This is a genomic window from Desulfovibrio sp. (assembly GCF_014803725.1).
GTDB lineage: Bacteria > Desulfobacterota > Desulfovibrionia > Desulfovibrionales > Desulfovibrionaceae > Desulfovibrio.
This window is the reverse complement of record NZ_JAAVBE010000028.1, coordinates 55,276-80,844: the sequence shown is the minus strand read 5'-3', so window position 1 is coordinate 80,844 and position 25,569 is coordinate 55,276. Positions and strand designations below refer to the sequence as shown.

Genomic DNA, 25,569 nt, shown 5'->3' with positions numbered 1-25,569 from the left:
CGGGTGCGCTAACCAACTGCTGTCTCCATCCGTAGCTTCCTGCGTCGCAACGGCTGGAGCAAGGAAGAAAAACAATTTCCGAAGGGAGTGTACTTAAGTACTCGACCGAGGAAATTTTTCCTCCAGTGCCCGGTACTGCCACTCTTCGGGATCCGGCACTTTCCCTACGATGTCTGGGACTTGTCTTCCGCGCCTTCGGGCGCGGGCGCGGCCGCTTCCGCCGTGTTTTCCGTGGCGGCAGCCGCTGGCGCGCTCGTTCCCGCGCCCTGCGGCCCCGTCCCGGCTCCGGCGGGGCGGCGCACCGGCCGGGGGCGTGCGCGCCGACCTGCCGATGGCGTGGCGGGCCGCGTGCCGCACCGCATCGGCGGCAGGTCCTTGACGTGCACGTCGAGCTGCGGGAAGGCGATCTCGATATTCGCCTCGCGGAAGGTCTTTTCGATGCCCAGCCGGATCTGCGAGGCCGTGCTCGCCCCGAGCTCAAAATCCTTCACCCAGAAGCGCAGCGCGAAGTCCAGCGAGCTCGCGCCGAAGTTGAGGAAGATGACGCTCGGCGCCGGATACTTGAGGACATTCTCGTTGGCCTTGGCCACGTCGATGAGCAGCTTCGTCACCTGGCCCGTGTCCGAGCCGTAGGCCACGCCAACCTCCACCTGCCGGCGCACGCTGCGGCTGAAGCGCGTCCAGTTGATGAGCCGGTTGGACATGAACTCGCTGTTGGGCACATAGATGAGGGCGTTGTCGTAGGTCTCCACCATGGTGGCGCGCACGCTGATCTTGCGCACCTTGCCGGTGACGCCGCCAACCTCCACCACGTCCCCGGCCTGCAGGGTGCGGCTGAAGATGAGGATGAGCCCGGAGAGGAAGTTGTTGACGATGGTCTGCATGCCGAAGCCGATGCCCACGGAGAGGCCGCCGGCCACCATGGCGAGATTGCTGAGCTCAAGGCCCAGCGCCCGCAGCACGAAAAGCCCGAAGATGGCCCAGGCCGCATAGGTGAGCGCGGTCTGGAGCGGCGGGATGAGCGTGGCGTCAAAGCTCAGGCCCTTGGCGGGCAGCCGCGCCAGAAAGCGCGTGCCCATGGTGACCACGGTGCGCGTGAGGAAGAACACGCTGATGATGAGCAGGGCCTGGATGATGTTGAGCTGGGTCTGGCCCACGCTCACGCCCTTGAGCGCGTATTCGCCGAGCAGGTAGGTGCCGCCGGGCAAGGTCGCCACCCAGAGCAGGACACCGATGACCGCCACCACGAGTACCACCGGCGCGGCCAGGGCCACGGCGAGGCGCGCCAGCGCGGCCCCGGCGCCCTCGCGCGGGAGCCGCTCGTTGAGATTGCTCACGAGCGCCATGCCGGCGCGGCACAGCTCCAGCGCGAGCGACAGGGAGACGAAGAGCAGGTAGGCCGCGATGCTGTAGATATGCAGCCCGGTAAGGGCGAGGAAGAGGCAGATCCAGAGGATGCCGGGCTCGCAGTCGAGCACGCCGTGCTCCAGCCGGAAGGGACCGAGCGCGGGGATATGCTCCTTGCGCCGCCGCCAGAGGGCGAAGGTGACGAAGACCGTCCAGATGACGAGAATGAGCGGCTGGATGAGCGGCAGGTACAGGAGGGCATAGGCCCCGAGGGTGAGCGGCAAAAGCCGGAGCAGGGGCGAGGCGCGGGGCGCCTCCTGCGCCTCGGGATACTGGAGCCGCCTCAGGTCCCAGGCAAGGGCCACCTGCCCGAAGATAAGGCAGAGATTGCCCAGGGCCAGGAAGAGCCGGAAAAAGTCGCCATAGGCGGAAAGGGCGCTTCCGAGGAGGGCCATGCCCAGGCAAAGCCAGGGGATGCTGCGCCGGAAGAGATGCTGGAGCGCCGGCGGCGACTGCGGCGTGAGCCAGCGGCGCCGGAGCAGGAGCGCGAGCACGCCCGTGAAGACGAGGCAGATGACGAAGCGCAGGGCCGCCGTGCCCCACTGCGGCGCCGTGGTGGGCATCTCCACGGGCAGCCGCAGCATCATGGCCTGCCAGGAATAGAACATTTTTTGCGAAAAATCGGCCCAGGCGTCGGGGCTGAGCCAGGGCGTGGGCCCCTGGAGATAGTAGTCCTTCCAGAGCGCCGGGAGCTGCGCGGTGATGGTCTTGCGCGCCTCCTCGAGCCGGGTGAGGATCTGGAGCGAGGGCACGAGGGAGTCGTACTGCGCGAGCACGGCGGTGAGCCGGAGGCGCGCGCGGGTGATGCCCTCCACATAGTCCCGCATCTCCTCGCTGAGGCGCCCCTGCTGGACTTCCTCGGGCAGGCTCGCGGCCATGTAGTTGACGCGCTCGAGCAGGCTCTGCGCCTCGGAGCGCGCGAGGTTCACGGGCGAGAGCACCGTGTGGAAATCGCCGATGGTGGCGGCGATGCGCCGGCTCACGGCCTCCATGGCGTTGGGATAGCCCTTGAAGGTGTTGGCGAAGACGAGCAGGCGCCGGCCTTCCTCCTCAAAGGGCTGGAGCTGGCGCGAGAGGTTCTCGGTCTGGGCGCCGAAACTGTCGCTCAGCTTGAGCGCGGTCTGGCGCATCTCGTCGATCATGGCGCGCTGGCCGCTCCAGATGGCTTCCCACGCGGCATTGCCCGCCGGTTCGTCGGGCTCGGGCTCGGCTTCCTCCGCGGGAGCGCCTTCCCCCTCCGCCTCGGCGCCCCCGGCATTTTTTTCGGCGGCGGGCGGCGCTTGCTTGCCATCCTTTTTGGCGTCGGCAGGTTTGGGCGTCTCGAGCACGGCTTCCACGGCGGTGCTTGCCGGGGCCGCGGCCAGCGGGGCGCAACAAAGGCCGGGAAGCAAAAGGCCGCCCAGCACGAGGGCGGCCAAAAGCAGGGCGCGGCGGAGGAGGGGGCGCGAAAGGCGCCCGCGCCGGCCGTGGGAAAGGTGGGCGAAAGCGGGCATGGGGGCGCTAATCCCCGCGCAGGTGCTCGTCTTCCTCCTGCCGGGCCTTGCAGTTGATGCACAGGCGCGTCACGGGCCGGGCCTTGAGGCGCGGGATGCTGATCTCCTCGCCGCATTCCTCGCAGATGCCGTAGGTGCCGTCCTCGATGCGCTGGAGCGCGGCCTGGATCTTGCGGATGAGGCGGCGCTCGCGGTCGCGCAGGCGCAGGGTGAAGGCCCGGTCGGACTCGGCCGTGGCCCTGTCCGCCGGGTCGGCGAAGACCTCGTTGCTGTCGGTCAGTTCCTCGATGGTGCTGTCGCCGTTCTGCTGGGCTTCTTCGAGCATGCCCGAAAGCAGCTTGCGGAAATATTCAATGTCGTTGTGGTCCATGGCTGTACCTCCGGTCACAGGGCGCGGGGGTTGAAGGCATGGCCTGGCCCCGCGGGGTCTGCCCTGCCAAGAGCCAAGCCTATAGCCGTTCCGGGGGGGATTGTAAAGGGAGCGACCCCCGGCTGCGCGGGGAGCGAGGTCACGGACGCCCGGCCTCCGCCCGTTCCCGGGCCTCGGCGCGGATCTCCTCGCGCACTTCCTCCCAGGTGGGAAGACCCCAGGACTCGCGCTCGCCTTGGGCCACGGACTCCGGGCTCAAGGTGAGGCGCAAAGTCCCGGCGCTGACGCCCACGCGGCTGCCGCCGGCAGCGGCCTCCCGCGCCTTGGGCGCGCAGGACGCCATGATGGCCGCGGCTTCTTCGAGCAGCGGCTTGTCCCAGGCGGCGCCGCCCCGCGCCAGCGCGAGCGGGCCGGGCAGGCCCATGAGGCGCAGCACGAGGTCTTCGGGGCCGGCGGCTTCCCTGAGGCGTTCGTTGTCCTTATTGTTGCGGCCCACGCAGAGCCAGTGCCAGCGGCCGCCGGCTTCGCGCCAGTATTGCCGGCCCGTGGCGGCGAGGCGGAAGTCCTGCGCCGTGGGCGTGCCCTCCCCCGCGCCCGCGGGCTTGCGCGTGAGCGTGAGCCAGTAGCGGCGGGCGTTTTCCCGCTCGGTGAGGCGGCAGCCGCCCCCCGGCGTGGGGATCTCGGAAAAGCCGAATTCCCGCGCGAGCGCGAGCTGATCGCCGCGGCCGCGGCCGGAGATGCCGAGCAGGCGCTCCCGGTCAACGAGGCCGCTCTCTTCGGCCTCGGTGGGCGGCAGGCGGCGCGCGCAGAGCGGCCTGAGCAAAAGCCCGCGCACCCCGGCCTCGCGCGGGATGAGGTGCAGGGTGTCGAGCCTTTGCGACATGGGCCGCTGCCCCAAAACTTCGCCGCTCGCAAGGAAGCGCGCCCCCACTTCCTCCATGTGCCGGCGCGCGGCCTTGAGGAGGAGGATCTTGCAGTCCACGCAGGGGTTGAGACATTTGCCGAAGCCGTGGGCCGGCCGCTCGCGCAGCATGGCCGCGAAATCTTCGCTCACGTCGGCCACGTCCACGTCCACGCCGTAGAGCCGGCGCCAGCGCGCCGCGCCCCCGGGTTCGCCGAAAAAGGGCGAAACACAGTGCAGGCAGCGCACCTTGAGGCCCTGGGCCATGAGCACGCGGGCGGCGAGGATGCTGTCGAGCCCGCCGGAAAAAAGCACGACCGCGTCGGGAATTGCTGTCATGGCGCAAGATGTACGCAAGGACGGGCGTCAAGGCAAGCGCGCCGGCGCCGCCTTCGGCCCCGGATACCCTTGTCACCCCGGTGATTATTGCATATAAACGCCCCTGACGCGCCCGGGGGCGCGCTTTGTCTGTCTTTCCGGCCGCGCGCACAGCGCGGCGCTACCGTCTAACGCGCGGCGCGGGCCCAGGCTTTCGCGCCGCTGCCGCCGCAAGGCGCATAGGGAGCACATGCGATGAAGAAGGGCGAACACGGGGAGCGCGGTACCATCCGCCTCAAGACTGGTCTGGCCGAAATGCTCAAGGGCGGGGTCATCATGGATGTCACCACCCCCGAGCAGGCGAAAATCGCCGAGGAGGCGGGCGCCTGCGCCGTCATGGCGCTGGAGCGCGTGCCCGCGGACATCCGCGCCGCCGGCGGCGTGGCCCGCATGGCCGACCCCAGCATCGTCAAGCGCATCATGGAGTCGGTGAGCATCCCGGTCATGGCCAAGGCGCGCATCGGCCACTTTGTGGAGGCGCACATTCTCCAGGCCCTGGGCGTGGACTACATCGACGAGAGCGAGGTGCTCACCCCGGCCGACGACCGCTACCATATCGACAAGTTCAAGTTCACGGTGCCCTTCGTCTGCGGCTGCCGCAACCTGGGCGAGGCCCTGCGCCGCATCGGCGAAGGCGCGGCCATGATCCGCACCAAGGGCGAGCCCGGCACGGGCAACGTGGTGGAGGCCGTGCGCCACTGCCGCATGGTCATGGACCAGATCCGCATGCTCTGCGCCATCCCCGAGGCCGAAGTGTCCAACTTCGCCAAGGAGATCGCTGCCCCGCTGGAGCTCTGCTACATCGTGCGCAGGGAGGGGCGCCTGCCCGTGGTGAACTTCGCGGCCGGCGGCATCGCCACCCCGGCGGACGCGGCGCTCATGATGCAGCTCGGCTGCGACGGCGTGTTCGTGGGCTCGGGCATCTTCAAGTCCGGCGACCCGGCCAAGCGCGCCAGGGCCATCGTGCAGGCCGTGACCAATTACAAGGATTACAAGCTCCTGGCCGAGATCTCCTGCGACCTCGGCGAGCCCATGGTGGGCATCGAGATCTCCGAGGTCCCGCAGGAACAGCGCATGCAGGAACGGGGCTGGTAAGATGGCGAAGGAGAAGTGCCCCCTCGTGGGCGTGCTCGCCCTGCAGGGGGCCTTCCGCGAGCATGTGGCCGCGCTCGAAAAGCTGGGCGCGCCCACGCGCGAGGTGCGCCAGCTCAAGGATATGGACGGCATCGGCGCCATGGTCATCCCGGGCGGCGAAAGCACCACCATGGGCAAGCTGCTCGTGGACCTCGGCATCATGGAGCCCCTGCGCGCGCGCATCGAGGGCGGTATGCCGGTGTACGGCAGTTGCGCAGGGCTCATCCTGCTCTGCCGGCACATCGAGGGCTCGGAGCAGCCGCGCCTCGGCGTGCTGGACGCCACGGTGCGCCGCAACGCCTTCGGCCGGCAGGTGGACAGCTTCGAGGCGGATCTCGCCATCCCCGCGCTCGGGCCCGAGCCCATGCCCGCGGTGTTCATCCGCGCGCCGGTCATCCTTGCCACCGGCCCCGGGGTGGAAGTGCTCGCCCGCGTGGAGATGGACGGCGCCGACCGCGCCGTGGCCGTGCGCGAGGGGCGCATCCTCGCCACCTCCTTCCACCCGGAGCTCACGCCAGACACGCGCTTCCACCGCTATTTTCTCGACATCTGCACGGGCGCGGCCTAGCGCCCCTTGCCACTTCCGATACAAAAAGGCTGCCGGGCGTGAAAACCCGGCAGCCTTTTTCATCGGTGTGGCACCAATAAAGACCCAGTGCCGGAAAATCCCCTTACCGAGCAGACTCCCCGAGCCAGAGTTCGGGCTCCCTGCGGAGGGAAGCGACTGTCGCCAGACGGTGCGCCAGCTTTTCCCGGCTTTCCGGCGTACCCATCTGGCGCGCGCCGGTGGGGCAATACTTGGCGCAGGCCGCGCACACGATGCACGTTTCCGTATCTGTGGCCGCCGGGTCGTCCGTGGGGATGGAGCCGGCCGGGCACACGGCCGCGCACTGGCCGCAGGCCACGCATTTTTGCCTGTCCATGACCGGGAAGAGACTGGCCCCCTTGGGGGGCTTCCATTCCGGCCAGGCTCCGGGCGCCTTCTCAAGCACCGCGCCGGCCCGCATGGCCTCCACGATGCGGCAGCCGAAGGCTGCCAGCTTTTCCCGGTCTTCCGCATCAGGGCGCCCGGCAGCCACCTGCGGCGCGAGGGAGTGCTGCGCAATGGCCGCCACGGCGGCGGCAGGCCTGAAGCCCTTGTTCACGGCCGCGGCGAAGAGGTCGAGCAACGCTCCCTCAAATTCGCGGTTGCCGTAGACGGCAACGAGGGCGCAGCGGGCGCCGTTGCCCTCGATATGCCGGAATACCTTGTCGATGTTTCGCGGCATCCTGCCGCCGTAGACCGGGAAGGCGAGGAACACGAGATCGTCCGGCCCGCAGGCGGTGACGGCCTGTTCCACGCCGGCGCGGGTGCAGTCGTGCACGAGGGGTTCGGCGTCCACATCGCGGGCGAGGGCCCGGTTGACCTCGGCGGTGCCCCCGCAGGGGCTGAAGGAAAGAAGGCGGAGCGTGGAGCGGCGCATGGCTTCTCCGGCGTTTGTGATGGACGCGCGGGCGCCCTTTCTACGGCGCGGCCGGGGGCACGGCCTCCTCGTCCGTCACCTCGAGCTTGAAGATGACGGGCCGGATGCCGTCGTTGCAGCTGCAAATGGCCGTGCCCGGGGTCTTCATCCAGTCCCCGTAGTACCACAGCTTTTCCGGCGCGCCGTGGGCCAGCGCGAAGGCGTACTGGTAGATGGCCTTCCACGCCTCGTCGCAGAGGCCGGCGGGCTTGGCGTAATCGCCGAAATAGACCTCTCCGGCCCGGTGCATGGGGCACGGTCCGAGGCCGTCCACGCCGTATTCTTTGGCCAGGTCGTCCTGAAAGGTGGTTTTGAGCACCGTGATCTTGACCTTTTTCATACTGTGACCACTCAGCTCTCCATCTCGCGGCCGCGCTTCTGCGCGGCGAGCACCGCGTCCACGATAAGGCCCGAAAGCCCGGCGCGGTCGAGCACATTGACGCCCGCGATGGTGAGGCCGCCCGGGGAGCACACATCGTCGCGCAACTGGATGAGCGGCGCCGCCTCCGCCTCGGCCAGCGCCGCGCAGCCGGCAAAGAGCGCGCCCACCATGCGCCGCGACGCATCCTGCGGAAAGCCCAGGGTGATGCCCGCCTGCACGAGGCCCTGCATCATGGCGAACACATAGGCCGGCCCGGCGCCGATGAGCGCGGAAAAGTCGGTGAACTTGCCCTCGGCGAGCTCGAGGCAGACGCCCATCTGCCCGAAAAGCGCCAGCACAGGCGCCCGCCATTCCTCGGCGTCGGCCCTGAAGCAGAAGGCGAAGACGCCCTTGCCCACGAGGGCCGTGGTCGTCGGCATGCAGCGGGCCACGGCCACGCCCTGATCCACCTCGGCCGCGAGCCGCGCGAGGCTCACGCCTGCGGCGATGGAGAGCACGAGCGTCCCGGGCCGGATATGCCCCCGCGCCGCGGCCAGCACCTCGGCCACCTGATAGGGCTTGACCGCGATGAGGAGCAGGTCCGCCTGTTCCGCCGTGGCCGCTACGCCGGGCATGGCCTCGACGCCGAGCGCCTTGAACGGCTCGAGCTTTTCCGGGCTGCGGTTGTATGCGCAGAGCGAAAGCTCCGGCAGCTTCAGGGCCGCGAACCCAGAGAGCAGGGCGCCGCCCATGCGGCCGCTGCCGATGCAGCCGATGCGCAGTTTCCCGCCGAGATGCGCCGGCAAAAGGGCGCCCAAGGTCGTCATGCCGTCCCCCTACTTCGCAGGCTCCGCCTTGGCCTGCGTATCGGCCTTGGCCTGCGGCTTCTGCAATTCCTGAAGGCGCGGCAGGCTCTTGACCATTTGCAGGCCCATGCGCAGCTGGTTGTCGCGGGCCAGCTGTTCCTTGCCCTCGTCCTTGGCCGCCTTGCCCTTGGCGGGCTTGCCCTTGCTGTTTTCAAGGTGGCGGTTGAGATCCTGCTCGCGCAGGAGCAGGCGGGGATTGTCCTTGTCTTCGGCGTGCGGCGGCTCGAAGACCACCTCGAAGTCCGGCACGATGCCCTCGGCCTGGATGGAGCTGCCGTTGGGCGTGTAGTAGAGGGCCACCGTGAGCTTGAGGCCCGAGCCGTCAGCCAGCGGGATGATGTTCTGCACCGAACCCTTGCCGAAGGAGCGCTCGCCGAGGATGGGCGCGCGCTTCTGGTCGCGCAGGGCGCCGGCCACGATTTCCGAGGCCGAGGCCGAGCCCGCGTTGACGAGCACCACCATGGGCACGTCGATGTCGTCGGCCTGCCTGCGCGCGGAATAGGTGCGCTGGGCGCCGTCGTCGCGGCCCTTGATGGACACGATGGTGCCGTTGTCGAGGAAGGTGTCGGACACGCTCACGGCCTGGTCCAGCAGGCCGCCCGGATTGTTGCGCAAATCGAGCACGATGCCCTTGATGCCGCCAGCGGCCTTGCTTTCCTTCTGGGCCTGCTTGAGCGCCTCCTTGAGCTCCTCGGTGGTGCGCTCGGAAAAGCGCGTGAGGCGCACCCAGTAATAGCCGTCCTCAAGCTGCTTGGACTTGACGCTGATGAGCGGGATGGCGTCGCGCGTGATGCGCACGGTCTGCGGGGTCTTGGCATTGCTATGGAGGATGGTGAGCTCCACCTCGCTGCCCTTGGCGCCGCGGATGCGCGAGACGACCTCCTGCAGCGAGAGCTCCTGCGCGGGCTGGCCGTCGATGGAGAGGATCACGTCGCCCGGCTGGAGCCCGGCGCGGAAGGCGGGCGTGTCCTCGATGGGCGTGACCACGATGACCTGGCCGTTCTCCAGCGAAATCTCGATGCCCACGCCGAAGAACTCGCCGGAGGTGGTCTCCTGCATTTCCTTGTATTCGTCCGAGGTCATGAAGGTGGAGTGCGGGTCCAGCCCCTGGAGCATGCCCTTGAGGGCGCCGTTGATGAGCTCGGACTGGGTCACGTCCTTGACGTAGTTGCGCTCCACGAGGTCGAGCACCTGGCTGAAGCGGCGCGCGGCGTCATACTTGTTGAGCTTTTCCCTGGCCTGGTCGCGGGCCTGTTCTTTCTGGCTCTTGGCCGCGTCCTTGCCGCTCTGGGGGGCCGCGGCATCGGGCCCCGGCGCGGCCTGGGCGCCGCAGCCGCAAAGGAGGAGCAGGAACACGAAAAGGCAGGTGGGGGCGAAAACGCGCATGGTTGCCTCGTTGGTCTGGCGCCGGCGGGGCTGCCGAAGGCCGGCCCCGCCCCGGGGCTGGCGGGAGGGGGCACGGGGGCCTGTGCCGGCAGGGCACGGAAATGCGGCGCTGATAGTGCCGCTTTTCAGGGGAAAAGGCAATGCCGCAAGGGCCGGAAATGGCCGCAAAACGCGGCCGGGAGCGTGGGGCGCCCGGAGGGAACAAGCTAAGGCCCATCCCGGAGCCGTCAAGGGCGCGTGCGCCCCCGAGCGCCGCGTGTCGGCATTTTCGGCCTTTTCGCTTGCCAGCATGCGCGGAATGGCGTAAACGGAAGCAAAGCATCTCTGGCCTTGCGGGCGGGCCGTCATTCCAGCAAAGGATCGCCATGCCGCTGTCGCGTCTTTTCCGTCAATGCCGTTTTTCGCGCCCCTTGCGCGCCCTCATCCTCCTGCTCTTTCTGCTGGCGCCCGCGGGCGCCCACGCCGCGCCGCAGGTGCTCCCGGCGAGCCCGGTGGGCGTGTGCTCGGCCATGGTCTATGACCTCGACCATGACGCCATCCTCTTCGAGCAGAACGCGGACGAGCCCATCCCCCCGGCATCGCTCACCAAGATCCTCTCCATGTATCTCGCGCTCGACCACATCAGCGAGGGCCACGCCAATGCCGACACGCCCGTCACCGTGAGCCCGGCTGCGGCGGCCACGGGCGGCTCGCGCATGGGCCTCTCGCGCCACGAGACGGTCCCGCTGGGCCGGCTTTTGCTCGGCATGGCCGTTTCCTCGGGCAATGACGCGAGCCACGCGGTGGCCGAATTCGTGGGCGGCTCGGTGCCCGCTTTCGTGAATATGATGAATGTCCGGGCGCGCGCGCTCGGCATGAACGACAGCCTCTTCCTCAATCCGCACGGGCTGCCCGCGGCCGGCCAGCGCACCACGGCGCGCGACATGCTGACGCTGGCACGGGCCTACCTGAAAAGCCACCCGGACGCGCTCGAGCTGCACAATACGCGCCTTCTCACTCATGCCGGCCAGACCACGTGGAACAAGAACCCGCTGCTCGGGCAGTATCCCGGCGCGGACGGCCTCAAGACCGGCTGGATCCGGGCCTCGGGCTACAACATGGTGTTCACGGCCAGCAAGAACGGCCGGCGGCTTTTGGCGGTCATCATGGGCGCGCCCGACATGTACGCGCGCGGCGCCGAGGCGTGCCGTCTTTTGGACGCGGGCTTCCTCGTCTGCGAAAACCAGGCCGTCTCCGTGACGGCGGCGCTGGACGGCCTGCCCGTGGACGCCAGGCGCATCGACGTGCGCAAGACCGCGCGCGACGCCGGGCTGCTCAGGCCGCACCGCGCCTATGCCCGGGCTCCCAAGGCGTCCCCGGACCGGGAGCGGAGCCTGCTCGGCAAGTACGCTCAAAGCCGTCAGGCCACCAAGGCAAGGGCGGCCTACGGCAAGAAGCCGCAGGGCCGCGTCACCGCCTCGAGGGGGGCGGCCAGGGCCGGGGGGGGCAACGCCACCGCAGGCAAAAAGGCCGTGGATATGCGCACCGCCAAGCGCAAGGCCACGCTGCGCAAGCATGCGCCTGGCAAGGGCGCGGGACACGCGGCCCGGGGCGGGCGCTCGCGGGGCCGCTCCGGCTAGGCTTTGGGCAAACGGCGCCGCGGATTGCCATTTGCGCCAAGATGGGCTAAACAGTCTCTCCACTGGCGGCGCTCCCGCCAGCGGCCGGAGGGGTAGCGAAGCGGCCGTAACGCGCTCGACTCGAAATCGAGTTATCGGTGAGTAACCGGTACGTGGGTTCGAATCCCACCCCCTCCGCCACAGGAAGTTTTCCAGGCTCCCGGCCGGTCGCAGCCGGGAGCCTTTTTCATCAGCGCGGTGCGCCCGGGCTCGCCGGGGCGGGCCGCGCGGGAGGGCGTATGGAAGTCTGCATCGGTGAAGTGCGCGGCAAGCCCGTCATGCTGGAGGTGCGCGACGGCATCGTCTCCATCGACGGCGTGGCGGAGCCCATCAAGAACCTCGCCGAGGAAGAGCTCAGGCAATTTCAGGAAAGCCTCGACGCGCTGCCCAAAAACGACGAGGAGGGCTATAAGGCGCTCGTCAACGCGCGTCGCGCGGCCTTTCTCTCCTCCCTGCTCGGCAAGGCGGTGGGCGACGAATGTGTGGGCAAGCTCACCGACATCCTCGACCATGTGCACTACGAGGTGCTGAAATACCTGGGTGAGACCGGCGAGGAAGCCTAGCCCGGGAGCGGCGCGACGCTCCCGCGCCCGGCGCTCCTTGACAGCGGAGAGCCCGCGCCGTAAGGAACTGCGGGGCCTATAGCTCAGTTGGTAGAGCCTCCGGCTCATAACCGGCAAGTCCCAGGTTCGAGTCCTGGTGGGCCCACCATTTCTTGGAACAGCGAAGTCCCGCAAGGTGTGAAAAGCCTTGCGGGACTTCGGTTTTTCTTGGATATGTTCTCCAATGTGGTCGCTTGAGGTGGGTTGACATCCACCACTTTTGGGGGCAAGTCTGGGGGCAACATAAAACTCCGTCGAAGTGTTGCCCCCATGCCCCTCACCGATACCGCCATACGGGCTGCAAAGCCGCAAAGCAAGACTGTCCGAATGTTTGACGGCGAAGGTCTGTATCTGGAACTTGCTCCCAGCGGCGGCAAGTGGTGGCGCTTGAAATACCGTGTGCAGGGCAAGGAAAAGCGCATCTCCCTCGGCACCTATCCCACCATCGGCCTGAAAGAGGCCCGGCAGCGGCGGGACGAAGCCAAGAGGCTGCTGGCAAACGGCATCGACCCCAGCGCCCAAAGGCAAGCCACAAAGGCCAGCATTTTGAGCAGGGAGGCGGACTCCTTTGAAGCTGTCAGCCGTGAGTGGTTCGACAAGCATGTGAGCCAGCTTGCGCCGAGCTATGGGAAAAAAGTCCGCGCGCTGTTTGAAAAAAAGGTTTTCCCCGTGTTCGGCGGCAAGCATATTGCCGAGGTCGAACCGGCGGACATCCTCAAGGCTGCGCGCCATGTGGAGGAAAGCGGGGCCGTGGAAACCGCGCACAGGCTCGTGCAGTTGTGCGGGCAGCTCCTGCGCTACGGCATCGCCACCGGGCGTTGCAAGTATGACATCACCCAAGGGCTGCAGGGCGCGCTTCCGAAAGTGAACGTCCGGCACATGGCCACCATTACCGACAGAAAGCGCATCGGCGAGCTTCTTCGCGCCATTGACGCCTATGGTGGTTTTTTGCCCGTCAAGTCAGCGCTACGACTGGCGCCGCTTCTTTTCGTGCGGCCCGGAGAGCTGCGCTCGGCCGAGTGGTCGGAAATAGATTTTGAAAACGCGGAATGGCGCATCCCGGCTGCAAAGATGAAGATGAAGCAGCGCCACATTGTCCCGCTGGCGCGGCAGAGCCTGGCGATCCTCAACGAGCTTTCGCTGTATACGGGGCACGGACGCTTCCTCTTCCCTTCCATGCGGACCGACACCAAGCCCATCGCACTGGAGTCCTTGTTGGTGGCTCTGCGCGCCATGGGCTTCGGCAAGGAGGAAATCGTGCCCCACGGCTTTCGGAGCATGGCCTCTATCCTCCTCAATGAGCTGGGCTATAATCGCGACTGGATAGAACGCCAGCTTGCCCACGGCGAAAGGAACCATGTCCGCGCCGCGTATAATCACGCCGAGTTCCTGCCCGAGCGTCACCGCATGATGCAGGAGTGGGCCGACTTTTTGGACGGATTACGGAGCACCATTTCGCTGCCGGCCAAGCGCGGATAACCACGTTTTCTTGGAGGACGTCCCAAGTTTTTGCTCTGTATGCTGTGCCTTTTCCCGAAAAAATACGAGCGTCTTTGCGCGGTGCTCAGACGGTTTTTCTGCAAATCCATTTTCGCAAAATTCCTTGAGCATTTTTTGCGTTTCCGCAGTTGAGCGGTGAGCGTTTTCTTCCTTCCACGCCTCACGATTCCTGAACGCGTCACCCCACTTTTCCCAATTTCCAAGTGACAGTTTTTCCGAGACACAGCCCTGCCCTTTTGCCGCAGCAAATTTCTCATTTCTCCCCCGCCAGTCTTCCTTTTTTCGTGGCCGTTCCCGGTCGTTTTTAGGCAAGTGTATTACCCCTTTTCCCCTCGGGCCCGTGTCCCGGTTACGTTGGGGGTTCTTCCTGGCAAGATGACACATGTGCTACCGCACATGTGTCATCTTGCAAAAGAGGCGCGCCCCTCTTGACTCCCCAGGGCTGCTCGGCGCTGCGCTTCTCGCATCCTGAAAGCCAAAAGACCGAGCACCGAAAACGCAGCGGAAATGGGCGAAAGAAGGGGCCCGGTTGCCGCAGGGCAATGCCGTCAAATGCGCGTAACGTGGCAACGCTTGGTGAGCGGAAAATCCATCTCCTGCAATGACAAAAGAGAGAGGAGGTAAGCTTAGAGAGGCAGTGCAAGCATCGCTGACCGCGCTCCTATAATGGGCGCCCCAGAATTGAGGTGAAGATGCTGGAGATATGTGGATATTAAAGACTTTCTGGCCCCTTCTCTGGATTTTCCCCGGCGGTGTTCTCCTCGCAGAGAATTGGTTTTCTCAATACCGCATATAAAAAAATTGTAATTTTATTAATGGGCCGCTTCCTCTAAATATCTGAAAGTAGAATCCAGTTTATCAAGTCGATTTGGCACGAAATAACGCAAAACCAGGTGGCTGCACTATGCTCACAAGGCAAAGTCTGAAACCGGTGGCGGCTGCTGTTGCCATTGTATTTACCCTGTTCCAGATCTGGTTCACGAGCTTTGGCGTGTTGGAAGGGACGCAGATGCGGGCGGATTTTGTGGCCTTCGTCATGGTCCTCATCTTTCTGCTCAAGCCGCCCTATACGCCCAAAGACGGGCGCTCCGAAAACCTGCTGGTCATTCTCTGCGACCTTTGCTGTTGCGTGCTCGCCATCGCCATTGCGGCCTACATCATGCTGCATACCGACGAGATCATGGAGCGCATGCGCTATGTGGACGACATCCCGGAAACGGCGCGCTGGCTGGGCATCCTCGCCGTCGTCCTCACTCTTGAAGTGACGCGGCGCATGACGGGCTGGCCGCTGGTGATCATTTCGCTGGTGTTCCTCGCCTACGCCGTCTGGGGCGACATGCTGCCCTCGGCGCTGAAGCGCATGGACATCTCCACTGACATGATCGTGGAGTGCATGTACCTTTCCAACGAGGGATTGTACGGCATACCCACCTCGGTCGCCTGCGGCACCATTTTCGGCTTCATCATGTTCGGGGCTTTTCTCGAAAAGTCCAACATGACCAACATCTTCATGGACATCGCCTGCCTCGTGACCCGGAAATCCCGGGGCGGGCCGGCCAAGGTGGCCATTTTCGCGTCGGGCATGTTCGGCACCTTCTCCGGCTCGGCCGTGGCCAATGTGTACGGCACGGGCATCTTCACCATCCCGCTCATGAAGAAGGTCGGCTACAAGCCCACCTTCGCCGGCGCAGTGGAGGCCGTGGCCTCCACGGGCGGCCAGATCATGCCGCCCATCATGGGGGCGGCGGCCTTCATCCTCGCTGACCTCGCCAACGTGCCCTATCTCACGGTGGCCAAGTCCGCGCTGCTACCGGCGATTCTCTATTATGTCTCGCTCTGGTTCATGATCCATTTTGAGGCCGTGAAGTCCAACCTGGGCTTTATCGACCCCGAGCTCGTGCCCACGAGGGAGCGCGTGTTCCGGCGGCTCTATTATCTGTTGCCCATCGTGGTGCTCATCACGCTCATGTGCATGGGCCGCAGCGTGAGTTTCTGCGCCAATGCCGCCACGCTTTCCATACCCATCATCGCCCTGTTCAGCTCCGAGACGCGCTTCACCTTCAAGAGCTTCACCCAGGCGCTCGTCCTCTCCGCCGACAACGCGCTGATGATCGGCGCCTGCTGCGCCTGCGCGGGTATCATCATCGGCGTCATCTCGCTCACCGGCGTGGGCTTCAAGCTCATGGCGGCCATCACCGACCTCGCGGGCAACAATCTCTTTATCCTCTGTGTCTGCCTCATGGTCATCTGCATCATCCTCGGCATGGGCGTACCCACGGCTCCGGCCTACATCATTGTGGCGGCCCTGGGCGCCCCCGCGCTCATCAAGGCCGGCTGCCTGGCCATCGTGGCGCATATGTTCTGCTTCTATTACGCCATCATCTCGGTGGTCACGCCCCCTGTGTGCCAGGCCGCCTTCGCCGGAGCGGCCATAGCCAAGGCCAATGCCATGAAAACCGGCTTTGTGGCGGCAAAGCTGGCCGTGGTGGCCTTTGTCATTCCCTTCATGTTCGTCTATGCGCCCGCGCTTTTGGCGCAGGGCACGGCCATGGAAATCACTGTGGCCGTCATCACCTCCATCATAGGCGTGGTGGCGCTGGCCGCCGGGATGCAGGGCTGGCTGCTGAAGAAGACTTCGCTGGGGGAGAGGCTGTGCCTCATCATTGGCGGCCTGTGCATGATTTTGCCCGGCCTCTCTACGGATATGGCGGGCATCGGTCTCTGCCTCTTGGTGCTTCTGGTGCAGAAGCTGAGTGGCAGACCCAACCTTCACCTTAAGGAGCAGGAAAATGCGTAAAGCCCTTTTCAAACTGGCGAGTTTCGCGTGCGCGATTTTTCTGGCGCAGGGCGCGGGCGCGGCGGAAAAGCTCGAGCTCAACGCCGCCAGCGGCAACCAGGGCGGCGTGTTCTATGTGGGCATGGGCGCCGTGGGCAAGGCAATCATGCAGGATAACCCGGATATCGACTACACCATGTTTCCCTCGGCGGGCCTGAGCAACGTGCTTCGGGTGCAGAAGGGGCAGTCCGGCATCGGCGTGGTGCAATCCAACAATGCGCACATGGCCGTCAAGGGCGACGCGCCGTTCAAGGGCGTGCAGGACAAGGTCATGGGACTCGCCAACGTGAACACCAGGGCGCACACGCATATCGCCGTGCGCGAGGACAGCGGCATCACTTCACTGGAGGACATCCGCGACAAGAAGCTGCCCGTGCGCATCAACATCAATCCCGTGGGCGGTAACAACGAGCTCCTGCCCAGGCGCATCTTCGAGGAATACGGCATCGGCTGGAAGCAGCTCAAGGAACAGGGCGCCAAGCTCTATCCCCTCTCCATCCCCGATTCCATCGACATGATGAAGGACGGCCGCATCGAAGTCGATGTGTACCACGGCGAGGAGCCGGCCTTCAAATACAATGACATCCTCTCCACCACGCCCATCCGCTTTTTGCCCGTGGATGAGGAGATCCTGCAAAAGCTCGCTAGGGAGTTTGGCGGCGAGGTGACGGAATTTTCCGAAACCGCCTATGACGGCAAGGTGAAGGGCTTGCGCGGGCTGACCACGCACACGGAGCTCATCGTCAACGCGGACATGCCCGAGGACCTGGTCTACCGCATCACCAAGGCCATCATGGAACACCGGGACGACATCGCCACTGCTGTGCCCTTGTGGTCGACACTGAACCTGGAGGACGCGCCCAACACCGCCGCGCCGCTCCATCCCGGGGCCGCCAGGTATTACCGCGAAAAGGGCGTCTTGAAGTAGGCAACGGAAAGGGGGACGGCCATGAACAGGGATGTGGTCATAGTGACCGGCGCGGCCACGGGCATCGGCCTCGCCACGGCCAAACTGCTCGGCAAAAAGTATCTGGTGGCGGCCACCTGGCGGAGCACGCCGCTTGCGGCGGCGGACCTTGAGGCTATCGGCGGCGTCAGCGTGCAATGCGATGTGGGCGTCTATGAGGACTGTCGCCGCCTGGTGGAGGAGGCGCAAAAACACGGGCGCGTCACCGCGCTCGTCCATTGCGCGGCGCTCAATCCCACGCCGGCGCCTTCGGTGGAGGAAATGGAGCCGGAATTCTGGGACCATATCCTCCGCAACAACCTCACCAGCTCCTTTTACCTTGCCAAGTGCGTGCTCCCCGCTTTCAGGGGGGCCGGAGGCGGGGCTATCGTGTTCGTCAGCTCCACGGCCGGGCGCAACGGCTTTTCCACGGCGGGGGGCGCGCCGGGCCACGCCAAGACCGCCTATGCCACCAGCAAGGCCGGCATCATCGCCTTCACCAAGGGCCTCGCGCGCGAAGTGGCGGCGGACCATATCCGCGTCAACTGCATGGCCGCCGGGCCCATCGACACGCGGATGCTTCCCAACCGCGAGGCCACGGAAAAGCGGGTGCCCATGGGCCGCATCGGCACGGCGGAAGAGGCGGCCGTGGCCATTGCCTTCCTGCTGGACGACGCCACCTATACCACCGGCTGCACCCTGGATGTTTGCGGCGGTCAGTACATGAACTGATGGGGTTCGAGCCGCCGTGAAGGATACAAAACCTTTAGCTCAGGGGGAACGATGAAGAGGAAATGGGGGAAAAAACTGGCGGGGCTGACCCTCGCTGCGGCGTTGCTTCCGCTCTGCGGAGGGGCCGAGGCCAATGCCATCGACTTCAAGATCGGCGGTCAGTGGCTGATGAATTTTGACGTGGGCCAGTACCGCCTGCTTAAGGAAACGCGCAATGGCACAACGCGCAACAAGTTCACGGATGACGAGTTCGACACCAAGCAGCGCATCAGGCTGTCCGTGGAGGCCATCGCCTCGGAAAACCTGTCCGCCACGGTGCAGATCCAGCTCGGAGCCACCACCTGGGGCAACGCGGACCAGGGCGCGGCCCTGGGTGCGGACGGCAAGATCGTGAAAGTGCGCTGGGCCTACATAGACTGGAGGATGCCCAATACGGACCTGAAGACTCGCATGGGCATCCAGTATGTCGCAATGCCCAACAAGGCCGGTGGCACGGCCATCATGGGTACGCGCATAGCGGCCATTCTAGCCAACTACAAGATAAATGACAATCTGGGCCTTACGGCCATGTGGGGGCGCCCCTACAACGACAATTACCCCGGCGAGGACAAGGACGGCGTAAAGAACTACCACCAGAACTATCTGGACAACCTGGACCTTTTCGCCCTCACCGTGCCTATCACCTATGACGGTTTCGAGGCGACGCCCTGGGCCATGTTCGGCATGCTGGGCAAGAACACCCAGTGGAACGTCAACGCCGCGGGCGACCCGCAGCTGGCGCGCTACTCCACGGCCGGCTGGACCAACTACACCCTGCTGCCCTATCCCGGCGTCATGGCGCGCGGCGACTACACCAATAGCAACACCAGCAAGGGCTACGCCAACCTGTTCTGGGCGGGCCTGCCGCTGGGTATCACCGCGCTGGAGCCCTGGAATTTCGAGCTGGACCTCAACTACGGCTATGTGGGCGCCCTTGGCCGGTACAACGCCTACAAGGGCGCGACCCGGCCGGAAAACCTGAAACGCGCCAGCACCGAACGCCAGGGCTGGCTCGCCAAGGCCCTGGTGGAATACAAGTTTGACTGGGGCAAGCCCGGCGTTTTCGGCTGGTACGCCTCCGGTGACGACGGCAATCCCAAGAACGGCTCCGAGCGGATGCCGAGCCTTGCGGCCTATGGCAATTTCACCTCCTTCCTCGGCGACAATCCCTGGTCGCTCGGGAGCTGGTACGACCAGTCGCTGGACTACGCGGGCACCTGGGGCGTTGGCCTGCAGCTGAAGGACGTCTCCTTCCTCGTGAACGACCTCAAGCATACCATCCGCGCCGCCTACTGGGGTGGTACCAACTCGCCCGGCATGGTGAAGTACATGAACAACGCCTATGCCTGGAACGACGCCTGGTGCAAGTGGGACGGCCCCTACCTGACCACCAATGACGGCCTCCTGGAGTTCAACCTGCTCAGCAACTACAAGATGTACGAGAACTTCACGGTGCAGATGGAGTGGGGCTATGTGGCCAACTTCATCGACAACGACACCTGGAAAAAGGCCGGCAACCGCAATTCCTCCTTCCAGAAGCAGGATTCGTGGAAGGGCCAGCTCAAGTTCGTCTATTCCTTCTAGCGCTCCATAACCTCTTACCCCCCGGCGCCCGGCCTCAGGCCGGGCGCCGGCGCCGAGGAACACGCCATGATCATCGACTTCAGGCTCCGGCCGCCCTTTGGCGACTATGTCAAGCTGGGCATGTACACCAACAAGGCGCGCTGCGCCAGCTACGCGGCCAACATCGGCGAGCCGCTGGCGAAATCCATCGCCGAGGAGTCCATGGAGCTCCTGCTTCAGGACATGGACGAAAACGGCATCGACATGGGCGTGGCGACGGGCCGGGTGGCGCACTTCGCGGGCGGCATGGAAAATGCCACGGTGATCGACCTGGTGGAAAAATATCCCAAACGCTTCATTGGCTTCGCGGGTCTCAACCCCCTCGACTGGCGCTGGTCCCTAAAGGAACTCCAGAAAACCGTTGTGGACGGCCCCCTGAAGGGCGTGGTGCTGGAGCCGGGCGCAGCAAGGCCGGCCATGTATGGCGACGACGCCCTGCTCTATCCCATCTATGCGGAATGCGAGAAGCACGACATCCCGGTGATGGTCATGCTGGGCGGCAATGCCGGGCCCAATGTGGATTTCAGCTTTCCGCGCATCATCCACAAGATCGCCTCGGACTTTCCCACGGTGAAGTTCATCGTGTCCCACGGTGGCTGGCCCTGGGTGCAGGCGGTTCTTGGCGTGTGCTTCGTGCGCGAGAATATCTGGCTGAGCCCCGATCTCTATATTTTCAACCAGCCGGGCTTTCAGGACTATGTCACGGCGGCGAAATCCTACATGAAGGACCGCATCCTCTACGCCTCGGCCTACCCCTTCCTGCCGCTCACTTGCGTGCACCAGTTCAAGACCCTGTTCCCGAAGGAGCTGCTCCCCAAATTGCTCTATGAGAACGCGGCGAAACTCCTGGGCCTGCCGCTCGGGAAAGGAGAGGGCAATGGTAATTGACTTTCGCCTGCGGCCGCCTTTCGGCGGCTTCCTCAAGGTGGGCATGTATGCGGACAAGGCTGCCGCCGACTTTTATTCTCGCAATATCGGCATGAAAAGGTCGGCCTCGGCCAGGGAGGAGTCCATGCGGCTCCTGCTCAAGGAAATGGACGAGAACGGCATCGACATGGGCGTGGCTACCGGGCGCATCGGCCACAGAAAGGGCAATGTGCCCAATGCCGAGATCGTGCGCCTGCTTGAGGAATATCCCGGCCGCTTCATGGGCTTCGCGGGCCTTGACGCGGGGGATGTGAATGGCAGCATTGAGGAGATCGAGCGCTACTGCGTCGACGGGCCGCTCAAGGGCGTGGTGCTGGAGCCAGGGGCCATGGAAAAGCCCATGTACGCCGACGACGGCAGGCTCTATCCCATCTATGCGGCCTGCGAGAAGGCGGGCATCCCCGTGCAGATCATGATCGGCGGCCGCGCGGGCCCGGACAGGAGTTATTCTCACCCCAAAATCATCAGTCGGCTCGCCGCCGATTTTCCGGGTGTGAACTTCATCGTGGCCCACGGCTGCTGGCCCTTTGTGCAGGAGATATTGGGCGTCTGCTTTTATCAGGAAAACATCTACCTTTGCCCGGATCTCTACTTCTTCAACCTGCCAGGCCAGGACGACTATATCCGTGCGGGCAATTACTACCTTCAGGACCGCTTCCTCTTCGCCTCCGCCTATCCCTTCACCCCGCTCTCCTGCGTGCATGAGTTCCGGGAGAGCTTCAAGCCCGAAGTGCGGGACAAGCTGCTCTATAAAAATGCAGCCAAGCTGCTGGGCCTTGATTAACGCAAAAAACCTCCGACGGAACGCATGCGCCGGAGGTTTTTTGTCGCAACTGGCGGATTTTACTCCACGCGTTCCAGCCTGAAAAAGACCGGGTGCAATCCGTTGGTACAGGAAGCGTAATAAACACCTTCCTCAAATTCGGGATAATTGCCGCCGAGTTGCAGCCCCAGTACCACCTGGAAAAGGTCATGCCACGCCCAAGCGCAGGGAAAGTCGGCCGGGGGCTTCCCGCCCTTGTCCGTCACCATGTAGCAGTCCCCGACCTTGAAGCAGGGGCACGTCATTTCCGTTTGGCCGCACAGGCCCTTGGGCGGCGTGTCGCCGTAAATATCCTTGAGTTCCGTTGTGCGCACAACGGTGATGCGCAGGGGCTTTCTGGCATTGCCCATGGAGAGGGGCAGGCGGTTGGCCGGATACTCTTTCATCTTACTTTCCCTCCTTGGCTTCCGTGGCGGGCAAGTCCGTGTCATCGAACCATTCCACCTTGAACACCACGGGCCTCAGGCCGTCCGTGCAGCAGGTGTACTGCACGCCCGCGCGCTTCTGGCAGAAATGGCCGCCGGCCTGCATGGTGGTGATGACGGCATAATTGTCATTCCAGGCCCAGGCGCAGGGAAAGTCCTCCCGGCAGTTGCCGTTTTCATCGATGTGGAAGGTCTGGCCCAGCTTGAAGCGCGGACAGACATGCTCGAAATTTTCGATGCAGCCCTCGGGAAGCTCGGGGAACATTTCCTCGGCCCTGGTGAGCTTCACCACGGTCATCTTGAGCGGATGGCGCTTGGGCGCGCCGCTGCATCCCTTCTTGTCCATGGCGTTTCTCCATGTGTCTAGGGTTGATGGGAATGGGGGGCCTTGCCGCGCGTCCTGTAATACTGCAAGCCCACGAGCGCGCCGAGGAAGGCGATGCCGCCGAGGTCGGTGAGCGTGTCGGGATGCATCATGCACAGCGAGCCCACAAAGAACAGGATGCGCATGAGGAGGGACAGGTTGGCCCGGAAATAGCCGATGATGGCCACGGAAAGCGCCCAGACGCCCACAAGGGCCGTGGCCGTGCAGATGATGATGTTGAGGATGGGGCCCGACATGGTGAGTTCCGGGCCGTATACGAACATGTAGGGGATGATGAAGGCAGGAAGGGCCAAACGAACGCCGAGGAGCCCGAGCTTGAAGGGATTGCACTTGGCGATGGCCGCAGCCGCGAAAGAGGCCAAGGCTACCGGCGGCGTGATCGAGGAAAGCGCCGCGAAATAGAGCACAAATAGATGGGCGTTGAGCAGGGGCACATTGAGGTCCACGAGCGCGGGCACCACCACGGCGGCCGGGATGGCGTAGGCCGCGATGGTCGGCATTCCCATGCCGAGGACAATGGTGACGCACATGGTGAAGAAGAGGCAGAGGAAGAGGTTGCCTCCCGAGGCCAGCAGGACCAGGCTGGAAATCTTCACCCCCAGACCCGTGAGCGTGAGCGCGCCGATGATGATGCCGGCGGCCGCCGTGGTGGCCGTGATCTGGATACAGTTGGTGCCGCCGTCCCGGACGGCGTTGAGAAAGCGTTTCAGGTCAAAAAAGTGGCCTGTTTCCTGATGGAGATGAATCATGCCGATGAGCACCACGCTCGCGAGGGCCACGATGCCCGCGAGCACCACGGAGGTGTTGATGACCACGAGGCACGCCACCAGCACGATGATGGGTAGCCCCAGATAGGCTTGGCTGCGCACCAGGCTCCACGAGGGGAGCTGGTCGCGTGAGAGGCCGAAGAGCCCGGTTTTCTGCGCCTCAAAGTCCACGGAGAAGAGCAGGCTCGCATAGTAGAGGATGGCCGGGATGATGGCTGCCACAAGGATGGTCGTGTAGCTGACGTTCATCATCTGCGCCATGAGGAACACGGCCGCCCCCATGACCGGCGGCACGATCTGGCCACCCGTGGAGGCCGTGGCCTCCACCGCGCCCGCAAAATAGGGGTTGTAGCCGGTGCGGATCATGAGCGGGATGGTCATGGTGCCTGTTGTCACCACGTTGGCCGTGGCCGCGCCGCTCATCATGCCCAGAAGGCCGCTGGAAACCACAGCCACCTTGGCCGGGCCGCCACGCGTGCCGCCGGCCACGGCATAGGAGAGATTCATGAAGAAAGTTGCCGCGCCGGAAAACTCCAGAAAGGCCCCGAACAGTACGAACAGGTAGACAAAGCGCGCAGTGGAATTGAGCGGCGCGTTGAAAATGCCGAAAGTGCTGAACATGTAGCTTATGATGCGCTCGAACGAATAGCCCCGGTGCGCCAGTGGCCCCGGCAACCACGGGCCGAAATAGCAGTAGGCCATTGCCAGGAGGAGCAGGCCCGTGAGGATCATGCCGGCGGTGCGCCGCGTGAGTTCGAGTACCACGAGGCACATGAGGATGCCGAAGAGGAGGTCGTAGTTTTCCGTAAACGCGCCTTCGCGTTCCAGAAGGTCATCCAGCTCGTAAATGACGTATAGGTAGGCGGCGATACTGGCGACAATGAGCAGCAAATCAATAACGCCCACGTTGGCAGCCTGCTTCTTGGTCCCGGCATAGTAGAGGAAGCCGAGAATCACGCCGAACTGGAGATGACCCATGGAAAAGAGCCAGGGCTCCATGGGATAGAGGGTAAGGACGGCCAGGTGAAACAGCGCCATGACCACGGTGATGGCGTAAATCAGGTACATCCAGCGGGAATTTTCCGCGAATGTCCGCTTCAGCGAGACGTTTTCGCCATCGGCCAAAGGTACGTCGAAACTCTTGTCCTGGCTCATCCCTTACCCCCTCGCCGTCCTTGGGGTTGTGTTACCTGGCAATCAGGTTCTCGGGAATATCCACGCCCACTTCCTTGTAATACCTGACCGCGCCCGGATGAATCGGCAGGGGTGAGGTGAGCACATCCTCGGGTTTGGTCTCCAGCAGAGGCGGATACACCGCCTTGAAATCCTCGAGATGTTCAAAGAAGACCTTGGTCAACTGGTAGGCCATGTCGTCGGAAACGTCCTTGTTGGCCAGGCAATAGCCCCACATGGAGAGGGTGGGTTTGGGTTCGGGGAAGTTCTTATAGCCGCCGGCGGGCCTCATGATGCGCGTGAACACCGGGTAGTGCTTGGTGATGTAGTCGATGTCCTCATCCGAAAATTCGAGGATGGTGATGGGCGTGACGGAATCCGTTTCCACGGCCGGCCCGCTGGGATTGCCGTGGGCCGCTGCCGCCACTTCGATGATGCCGTCCAGCATCAGGGCGGGCAGCTCTCCCATGCCCGCATTGACCTGCTTGCCGGGGGTGAGGCCGAATTCCTTGAGCCAGATGGGAGTAAAGGCGGAAGTCACCGAGGTCTTGGGACCGCCAGAAAAGGTCTTGCCGGCAATATCGCGGAAATTCTTGATGCCGCTCGTCTCCGGCGCCCAGTAGGTGAAATAGTTGGGGGCAAGCGGGAAGAGGGTGCGTACATTGGTGTAGGTCTTGACGAGTTCGGGATTATAGCCGTCTTTGGCGTTCCAGACCATGGGGCCGCTGGTGGCGAGGCCGTAATCCAGCTTGCCTGCCTGGATCATGCGCGTGGGCACATTGCCGCCGCCCGTGGACTCGATGGAAAGGGTGAAACCGGGGATATATTTTTCCGCCACCTTGGCGAGCCCTGCGCCGATGACATAGTAGGTGCCCCCCACGGTGCCGACGCCTAAGGAGGCAGTCTCAGCCGCTGTGACGGGAGATCCCGGGAGGGTGAGGGTAAAGGCAGACAGGGCGACGAACAGTGCAGTCAGAGAAAACTTCCTGAATCTCATGGTTCCCCCTTGTACTCTTCAGGTGAAACAGGATTTGCGCCGCATGTTGTCTGCTCTGGAGCCCGCGAAGAGCCTGGACGCGCAAGCGCTTTCCCGATGGTTCCCGATAGTTTTTGATAGGGGGAATTTGCCTATAGAACAAATACAAATTTTCTCTAGGTGATATGAATTTTATCAATAGGGCATCCGCTCCGGCAAGGAAGATGTGCCGAAGGGCCCGAAATTGCGCTGTCTTGGGAGGGGGGAGAGAAAGGAGGACACCCGGAGGGCCTTTTGCCCGTTTCTGCGGCAAAAGGCGCCCCGGGGTGTCCCACCTTGGAAAAGATGCTTTTAAAAAT

At 64.3% G+C, this 25,569-nt stretch carries 23 protein-coding genes and 2 tRNA genes; 13 read left to right on the top strand and 12 right to left on the bottom strand.

The annotated features are described in order from the left end of the window. Positions 1–164 precede the first annotated feature (164 nt). The 3 genes from HDR50_RS10720 to HDR50_RS10710 all read right to left on the bottom strand — a co-directional run bounded on the left by HDR50_RS10720 (position 165) and on the right by HDR50_RS10710 (position 4,510). A complete protein-coding gene (locus tag HDR50_RS10720) occupies positions 165–2,900 on the bottom strand; it encodes a mechanosensitive ion channel domain-containing protein (RefSeq protein ID WP_291358132.1) in 2,736 nt (911 codons plus the stop codon). A 7-nt stretch (positions 2,901–2,907) separates the two neighbouring features. Further along, positions 2,908–3,270 (bottom strand): RNA polymerase-binding protein DksA, encoded by a 363-nt coding sequence (dksA, locus tag HDR50_RS10715; RefSeq protein WP_165078588.1) that lies wholly within the window; start codon positions 3,268–3,270, stop codon positions 2,908–2,910. A gap of 139 nt (positions 3,271–3,409) precedes the next feature. Next, a complete protein-coding gene (locus HDR50_RS10710) occupies positions 3,410–4,510 on the bottom strand; it encodes a tRNA(5-methylaminomethyl-2-thiouridylate) methyltransferase (protein WP_291358129.1) in 1,101 nt (366 codons plus the stop codon). A 234-nt stretch (positions 4,511–4,744) separates the two neighbouring features. On the opposite strand from HDR50_RS10710, the gene pdxS reads away from it, so the two are divergent. Together pdxS and pdxT are read left to right on the top strand one after the other, a co-directional pair. Next, a complete protein-coding gene (gene pdxS / locus HDR50_RS10705) occupies positions 4,745–5,644 on the top strand; it encodes a pyridoxal 5'-phosphate synthase lyase subunit PdxS (protein ID WP_291358127.1) in 900 nt (299 codons plus the stop codon). A gap of 1 nt (position 5,645) precedes the next feature. Further along, on the top strand, positions 5,646–6,251 hold the full coding sequence (gene pdxT / locus HDR50_RS10700) for a pyridoxal 5'-phosphate synthase glutaminase subunit PdxT (RefSeq protein ID WP_291358126.1): 606 nt from the start codon (positions 5,646–5,648) through the stop codon (positions 6,249–6,251). A gap of 103 nt (positions 6,252–6,354) precedes the next feature. Here the strand turns inward: pdxT and HDR50_RS10695 are convergent, their stop codons facing one another. The 4 genes from HDR50_RS10695 to HDR50_RS10680 are packed head-to-tail and all read right to left on the bottom strand — an operon-like array spanning position 6,355 to position 9,798. After that, complete coding sequence (locus HDR50_RS10695; protein WP_291358125.1) at positions 6,355–7,146, bottom strand: 4Fe-4S binding protein; 792 nt, start codon at positions 7,144–7,146, stop codon at positions 6,355–6,357. A 40-nt stretch (positions 7,147–7,186) separates the two neighbouring features. Next, entirely contained in the window at positions 7,187–7,525 is a 339-nt protein-coding gene (locus tag HDR50_RS10690; protein ID WP_291358124.1) for a TIGR04076 family protein, read from the bottom strand. Between the two features lie 11 nt (positions 7,526–7,536). Then, a complete protein-coding gene (gene proC / locus HDR50_RS10685) occupies positions 7,537–8,373 on the bottom strand; it encodes a pyrroline-5-carboxylate reductase (protein ID WP_291358123.1) in 837 nt (278 codons plus the stop codon). A gap of 9 nt (positions 8,374–8,382) precedes the next feature. Further along, on the bottom strand, positions 8,383–9,798 hold the full coding sequence (locus HDR50_RS10680) for a S41 family peptidase (protein ID WP_291358121.1): 1,416 nt from the start codon (positions 9,796–9,798) through the stop codon (positions 8,383–8,385). A 365-nt stretch (positions 9,799–10,163) separates the two neighbouring features. On the opposite strand from HDR50_RS10680, the gene HDR50_RS10675 reads away from it, so the two are divergent. The 5 genes from HDR50_RS10675 to HDR50_RS10655 all read left to right on the top strand — a co-directional run bounded on the left by HDR50_RS10675 (position 10,164) and on the right by HDR50_RS10655 (position 13,537). Then, positions 10,164–11,417 carry a D-alanyl-D-alanine carboxypeptidase family protein gene (locus HDR50_RS10675; protein WP_291358119.1) on the top strand — a complete coding sequence of 418 codons (1,254 nt, stop codon included), beginning with the start codon at positions 10,164–10,166 and terminating at the stop codon, positions 11,415–11,417. A gap of 86 nt (positions 11,418–11,503) precedes the next feature. Then, a tRNA-Ser gene (locus tag HDR50_RS10670) sits at positions 11,504–11,597 on the top strand. Between the two features lie 98 nt (positions 11,598–11,695). Then, a complete protein-coding gene (locus HDR50_RS10665) occupies positions 11,696–12,019 on the top strand; it encodes a hypothetical protein (protein ID WP_291358118.1) in 324 nt (107 codons plus the stop codon). A 72-nt stretch (positions 12,020–12,091) separates the two neighbouring features. After that, positions 12,092–12,167: transfer RNA gene (locus HDR50_RS10660), tRNA-Ile, on the top strand. A 161-nt stretch (positions 12,168–12,328) separates the two neighbouring features. After that, positions 12,329–13,537 (top strand): integrase arm-type DNA-binding domain-containing protein, encoded by a 1,209-nt coding sequence (locus HDR50_RS10655; protein WP_291358117.1) that lies wholly within the window; start codon positions 12,329–12,331, stop codon positions 13,535–13,537. On the opposite strand, the gene HDR50_RS10650 is transcribed toward HDR50_RS10655, so the two are convergent. Continuing rightward, positions 13,499–13,870 carry a hypothetical protein gene (locus HDR50_RS10650; RefSeq protein ID WP_291358115.1) on the bottom strand — a complete coding sequence of 124 codons (372 nt, stop codon included), beginning with the start codon at positions 13,868–13,870 and terminating at the stop codon, positions 13,499–13,501. The genes HDR50_RS10655 and HDR50_RS10650 overlap by 39 nt on opposite strands. Before the next feature lie 592 nt (positions 13,871–14,462). Between HDR50_RS10650 and HDR50_RS10645 the strand changes: the two genes are divergently transcribed. The 6 genes from HDR50_RS10645 to HDR50_RS10620 all read left to right on the top strand — a co-directional run bounded on the left by HDR50_RS10645 (position 14,463) and on the right by HDR50_RS10620 (position 21,445). Further along, positions 14,463–16,355: a TRAP transporter permease gene (locus HDR50_RS10645; protein ID WP_291358113.1), complete on the top strand. Its 1,893-nt coding sequence runs from the start codon at positions 14,463–14,465 to the stop codon at positions 16,353–16,355. Continuing rightward, a complete protein-coding gene (locus HDR50_RS10640; protein WP_291358112.1) occupies positions 16,348–17,322 on the top strand; it encodes a TAXI family TRAP transporter solute-binding subunit in 975 nt (324 codons plus the stop codon). Before HDR50_RS10645 ends, HDR50_RS10640 begins: the two co-directional genes overlap by 8 nt. A gap of 21 nt (positions 17,323–17,343) precedes the next feature. After that, a complete protein-coding gene (locus HDR50_RS10635) occupies positions 17,344–18,072 on the top strand; it encodes an SDR family NAD(P)-dependent oxidoreductase (RefSeq protein ID WP_291358111.1) in 729 nt (242 codons plus the stop codon). A gap of 51 nt (positions 18,073–18,123) precedes the next feature. After that, complete coding sequence (locus HDR50_RS10630; RefSeq protein ID WP_291358110.1) at positions 18,124–19,695, top strand: outer membrane homotrimeric porin; 1,572 nt, start codon at positions 18,124–18,126, stop codon at positions 19,693–19,695. Between the two features lie 66 nt (positions 19,696–19,761). Continuing rightward, positions 19,762–20,622, top strand: coding sequence for an amidohydrolase family protein (locus HDR50_RS10625; protein ID WP_291358109.1), 861 nt, complete (start codon positions 19,762–19,764; stop codon positions 20,620–20,622). Beyond that, a complete protein-coding gene (locus HDR50_RS10620; protein ID WP_291358107.1) occupies positions 20,612–21,445 on the top strand; it encodes an amidohydrolase family protein in 834 nt (277 codons plus the stop codon). Before HDR50_RS10625 ends, HDR50_RS10620 begins: the two co-directional genes overlap by 11 nt. Before the next feature lie 59 nt (positions 21,446–21,504). On the opposite strand, the gene HDR50_RS10615 is transcribed toward HDR50_RS10620, so the two are convergent. The 4 genes from HDR50_RS10615 to HDR50_RS10600 are packed head-to-tail and all read right to left on the bottom strand — an operon-like array spanning position 21,505 to position 25,231. After that, complete coding sequence (locus HDR50_RS10615; RefSeq protein ID WP_291358105.1) at positions 21,505–21,870, bottom strand: TIGR04076 family protein; 366 nt, start codon at positions 21,868–21,870, stop codon at positions 21,505–21,507. Position 21,871: 1 nt separating this feature from the next. Continuing rightward, entirely contained in the window at positions 21,872–22,255 is a 384-nt protein-coding gene (locus HDR50_RS10610; RefSeq protein WP_291358103.1) for a TIGR04076 family protein, read from the bottom strand. 17 nt (positions 22,256–22,272) lie between these two features. Further along, a complete protein-coding gene (locus HDR50_RS10605) occupies positions 22,273–24,216 on the bottom strand; it encodes a TRAP transporter permease (protein ID WP_291358101.1) in 1,944 nt (647 codons plus the stop codon). Positions 24,217–24,247: 31 nt separating this feature from the next. After that, complete coding sequence (locus HDR50_RS10600) at positions 24,248–25,231, bottom strand: TAXI family TRAP transporter solute-binding subunit (protein ID WP_291358100.1); 984 nt, start codon at positions 25,229–25,231, stop codon at positions 24,248–24,250. Between the last annotated feature and the right edge of the window lie 338 nt (positions 25,232–25,569).

Bases quoted from the DNA above. Each gene is read 5' to 3' on its own strand.
- HDR50_RS10720 (WP_291358132.1), bottom strand. From the start codon at position 2,900: ATGCCCGCTTTCGCCCACCTTTCCCACGGCCGGCGCGGGCGCCTTTCG.
- dksA (WP_165078588.1), bottom strand. From the start codon at position 3,270: ATGGACCACAACGACATTGAATATTTCCGCAAGCTGCTTTCGGGCATG.
- HDR50_RS10710 (WP_291358129.1), bottom strand. From the start codon at position 4,510: ATGACAGCAATTCCCGACGCGGTCGTGCTTTTTTCCGGCGGGCTCGAC.
- pdxS (WP_291358127.1), top strand. From the start codon at position 4,745: ATGAAGAAGGGCGAACACGGGGAGCGCGGTACCATCCGCCTCAAGACT.
- pdxT (WP_291358126.1), top strand. From the start codon at position 5,646: ATGGCGAAGGAGAAGTGCCCCCTCGTGGGCGTGCTCGCCCTGCAGGGG.
- HDR50_RS10695 (WP_291358125.1), bottom strand. From the start codon at position 7,146: ATGCGCCGCTCCACGCTCCGCCTTCTTTCCTTCAGCCCCTGCGGGGGC.
- HDR50_RS10690 (WP_291358124.1), bottom strand. From the start codon at position 7,525: ATGAAAAAGGTCAAGATCACGGTGCTCAAAACCACCTTTCAGGACGAC.
- proC (WP_291358123.1), bottom strand. From the start codon at position 8,373: ATGACGACCTTGGGCGCCCTTTTGCCGGCGCATCTCGGCGGGAAACTG.
- HDR50_RS10680 (WP_291358121.1), bottom strand. From the start codon at position 9,798: ATGCGCGTTTTCGCCCCCACCTGCCTTTTCGTGTTCCTGCTCCTCCTT.
- HDR50_RS10675 (WP_291358119.1), top strand. From the start codon at position 10,164: ATGCCGCTGTCGCGTCTTTTCCGTCAATGCCGTTTTTCGCGCCCCTTG.
- HDR50_RS10665 (WP_291358118.1), top strand. From the start codon at position 11,696: ATGGAAGTCTGCATCGGTGAAGTGCGCGGCAAGCCCGTCATGCTGGAG.
- HDR50_RS10655 (WP_291358117.1), top strand. From the start codon at position 12,329: ATGCCCCTCACCGATACCGCCATACGGGCTGCAAAGCCGCAAAGCAAG.
- HDR50_RS10645 (WP_291358113.1), top strand. From the start codon at position 14,463: ATGCTCACAAGGCAAAGTCTGAAACCGGTGGCGGCTGCTGTTGCCATT.
- HDR50_RS10640 (WP_291358112.1), top strand. From the start codon at position 16,348: ATGCGTAAAGCCCTTTTCAAACTGGCGAGTTTCGCGTGCGCGATTTTT.
- HDR50_RS10635 (WP_291358111.1), top strand. From the start codon at position 17,344: ATGAACAGGGATGTGGTCATAGTGACCGGCGCGGCCACGGGCATCGGC.
- HDR50_RS10630 (WP_291358110.1), top strand. From the start codon at position 18,124: ATGAAGAGGAAATGGGGGAAAAAACTGGCGGGGCTGACCCTCGCTGCG.
- HDR50_RS10625 (WP_291358109.1), top strand. From the start codon at position 19,762: ATGATCATCGACTTCAGGCTCCGGCCGCCCTTTGGCGACTATGTCAAG.
- HDR50_RS10620 (WP_291358107.1), top strand. From the start codon at position 20,612: ATGGTAATTGACTTTCGCCTGCGGCCGCCTTTCGGCGGCTTCCTCAAG.
- HDR50_RS10615 (WP_291358105.1), bottom strand. From the start codon at position 21,870: ATGAAAGAGTATCCGGCCAACCGCCTGCCCCTCTCCATGGGCAATGCC.
- HDR50_RS10610 (WP_291358103.1), bottom strand. From the start codon at position 22,255: ATGGACAAGAAGGGATGCAGCGGCGCGCCCAAGCGCCATCCGCTCAAG.
- HDR50_RS10605 (WP_291358101.1), bottom strand. From the start codon at position 24,216: ATGAGCCAGGACAAGAGTTTCGACGTACCTTTGGCCGATGGCGAAAAC.
- HDR50_RS10600 (WP_291358100.1), bottom strand. From the start codon at position 25,231: ATGAGATTCAGGAAGTTTTCTCTGACTGCACTGTTCGTCGCCCTGTCT.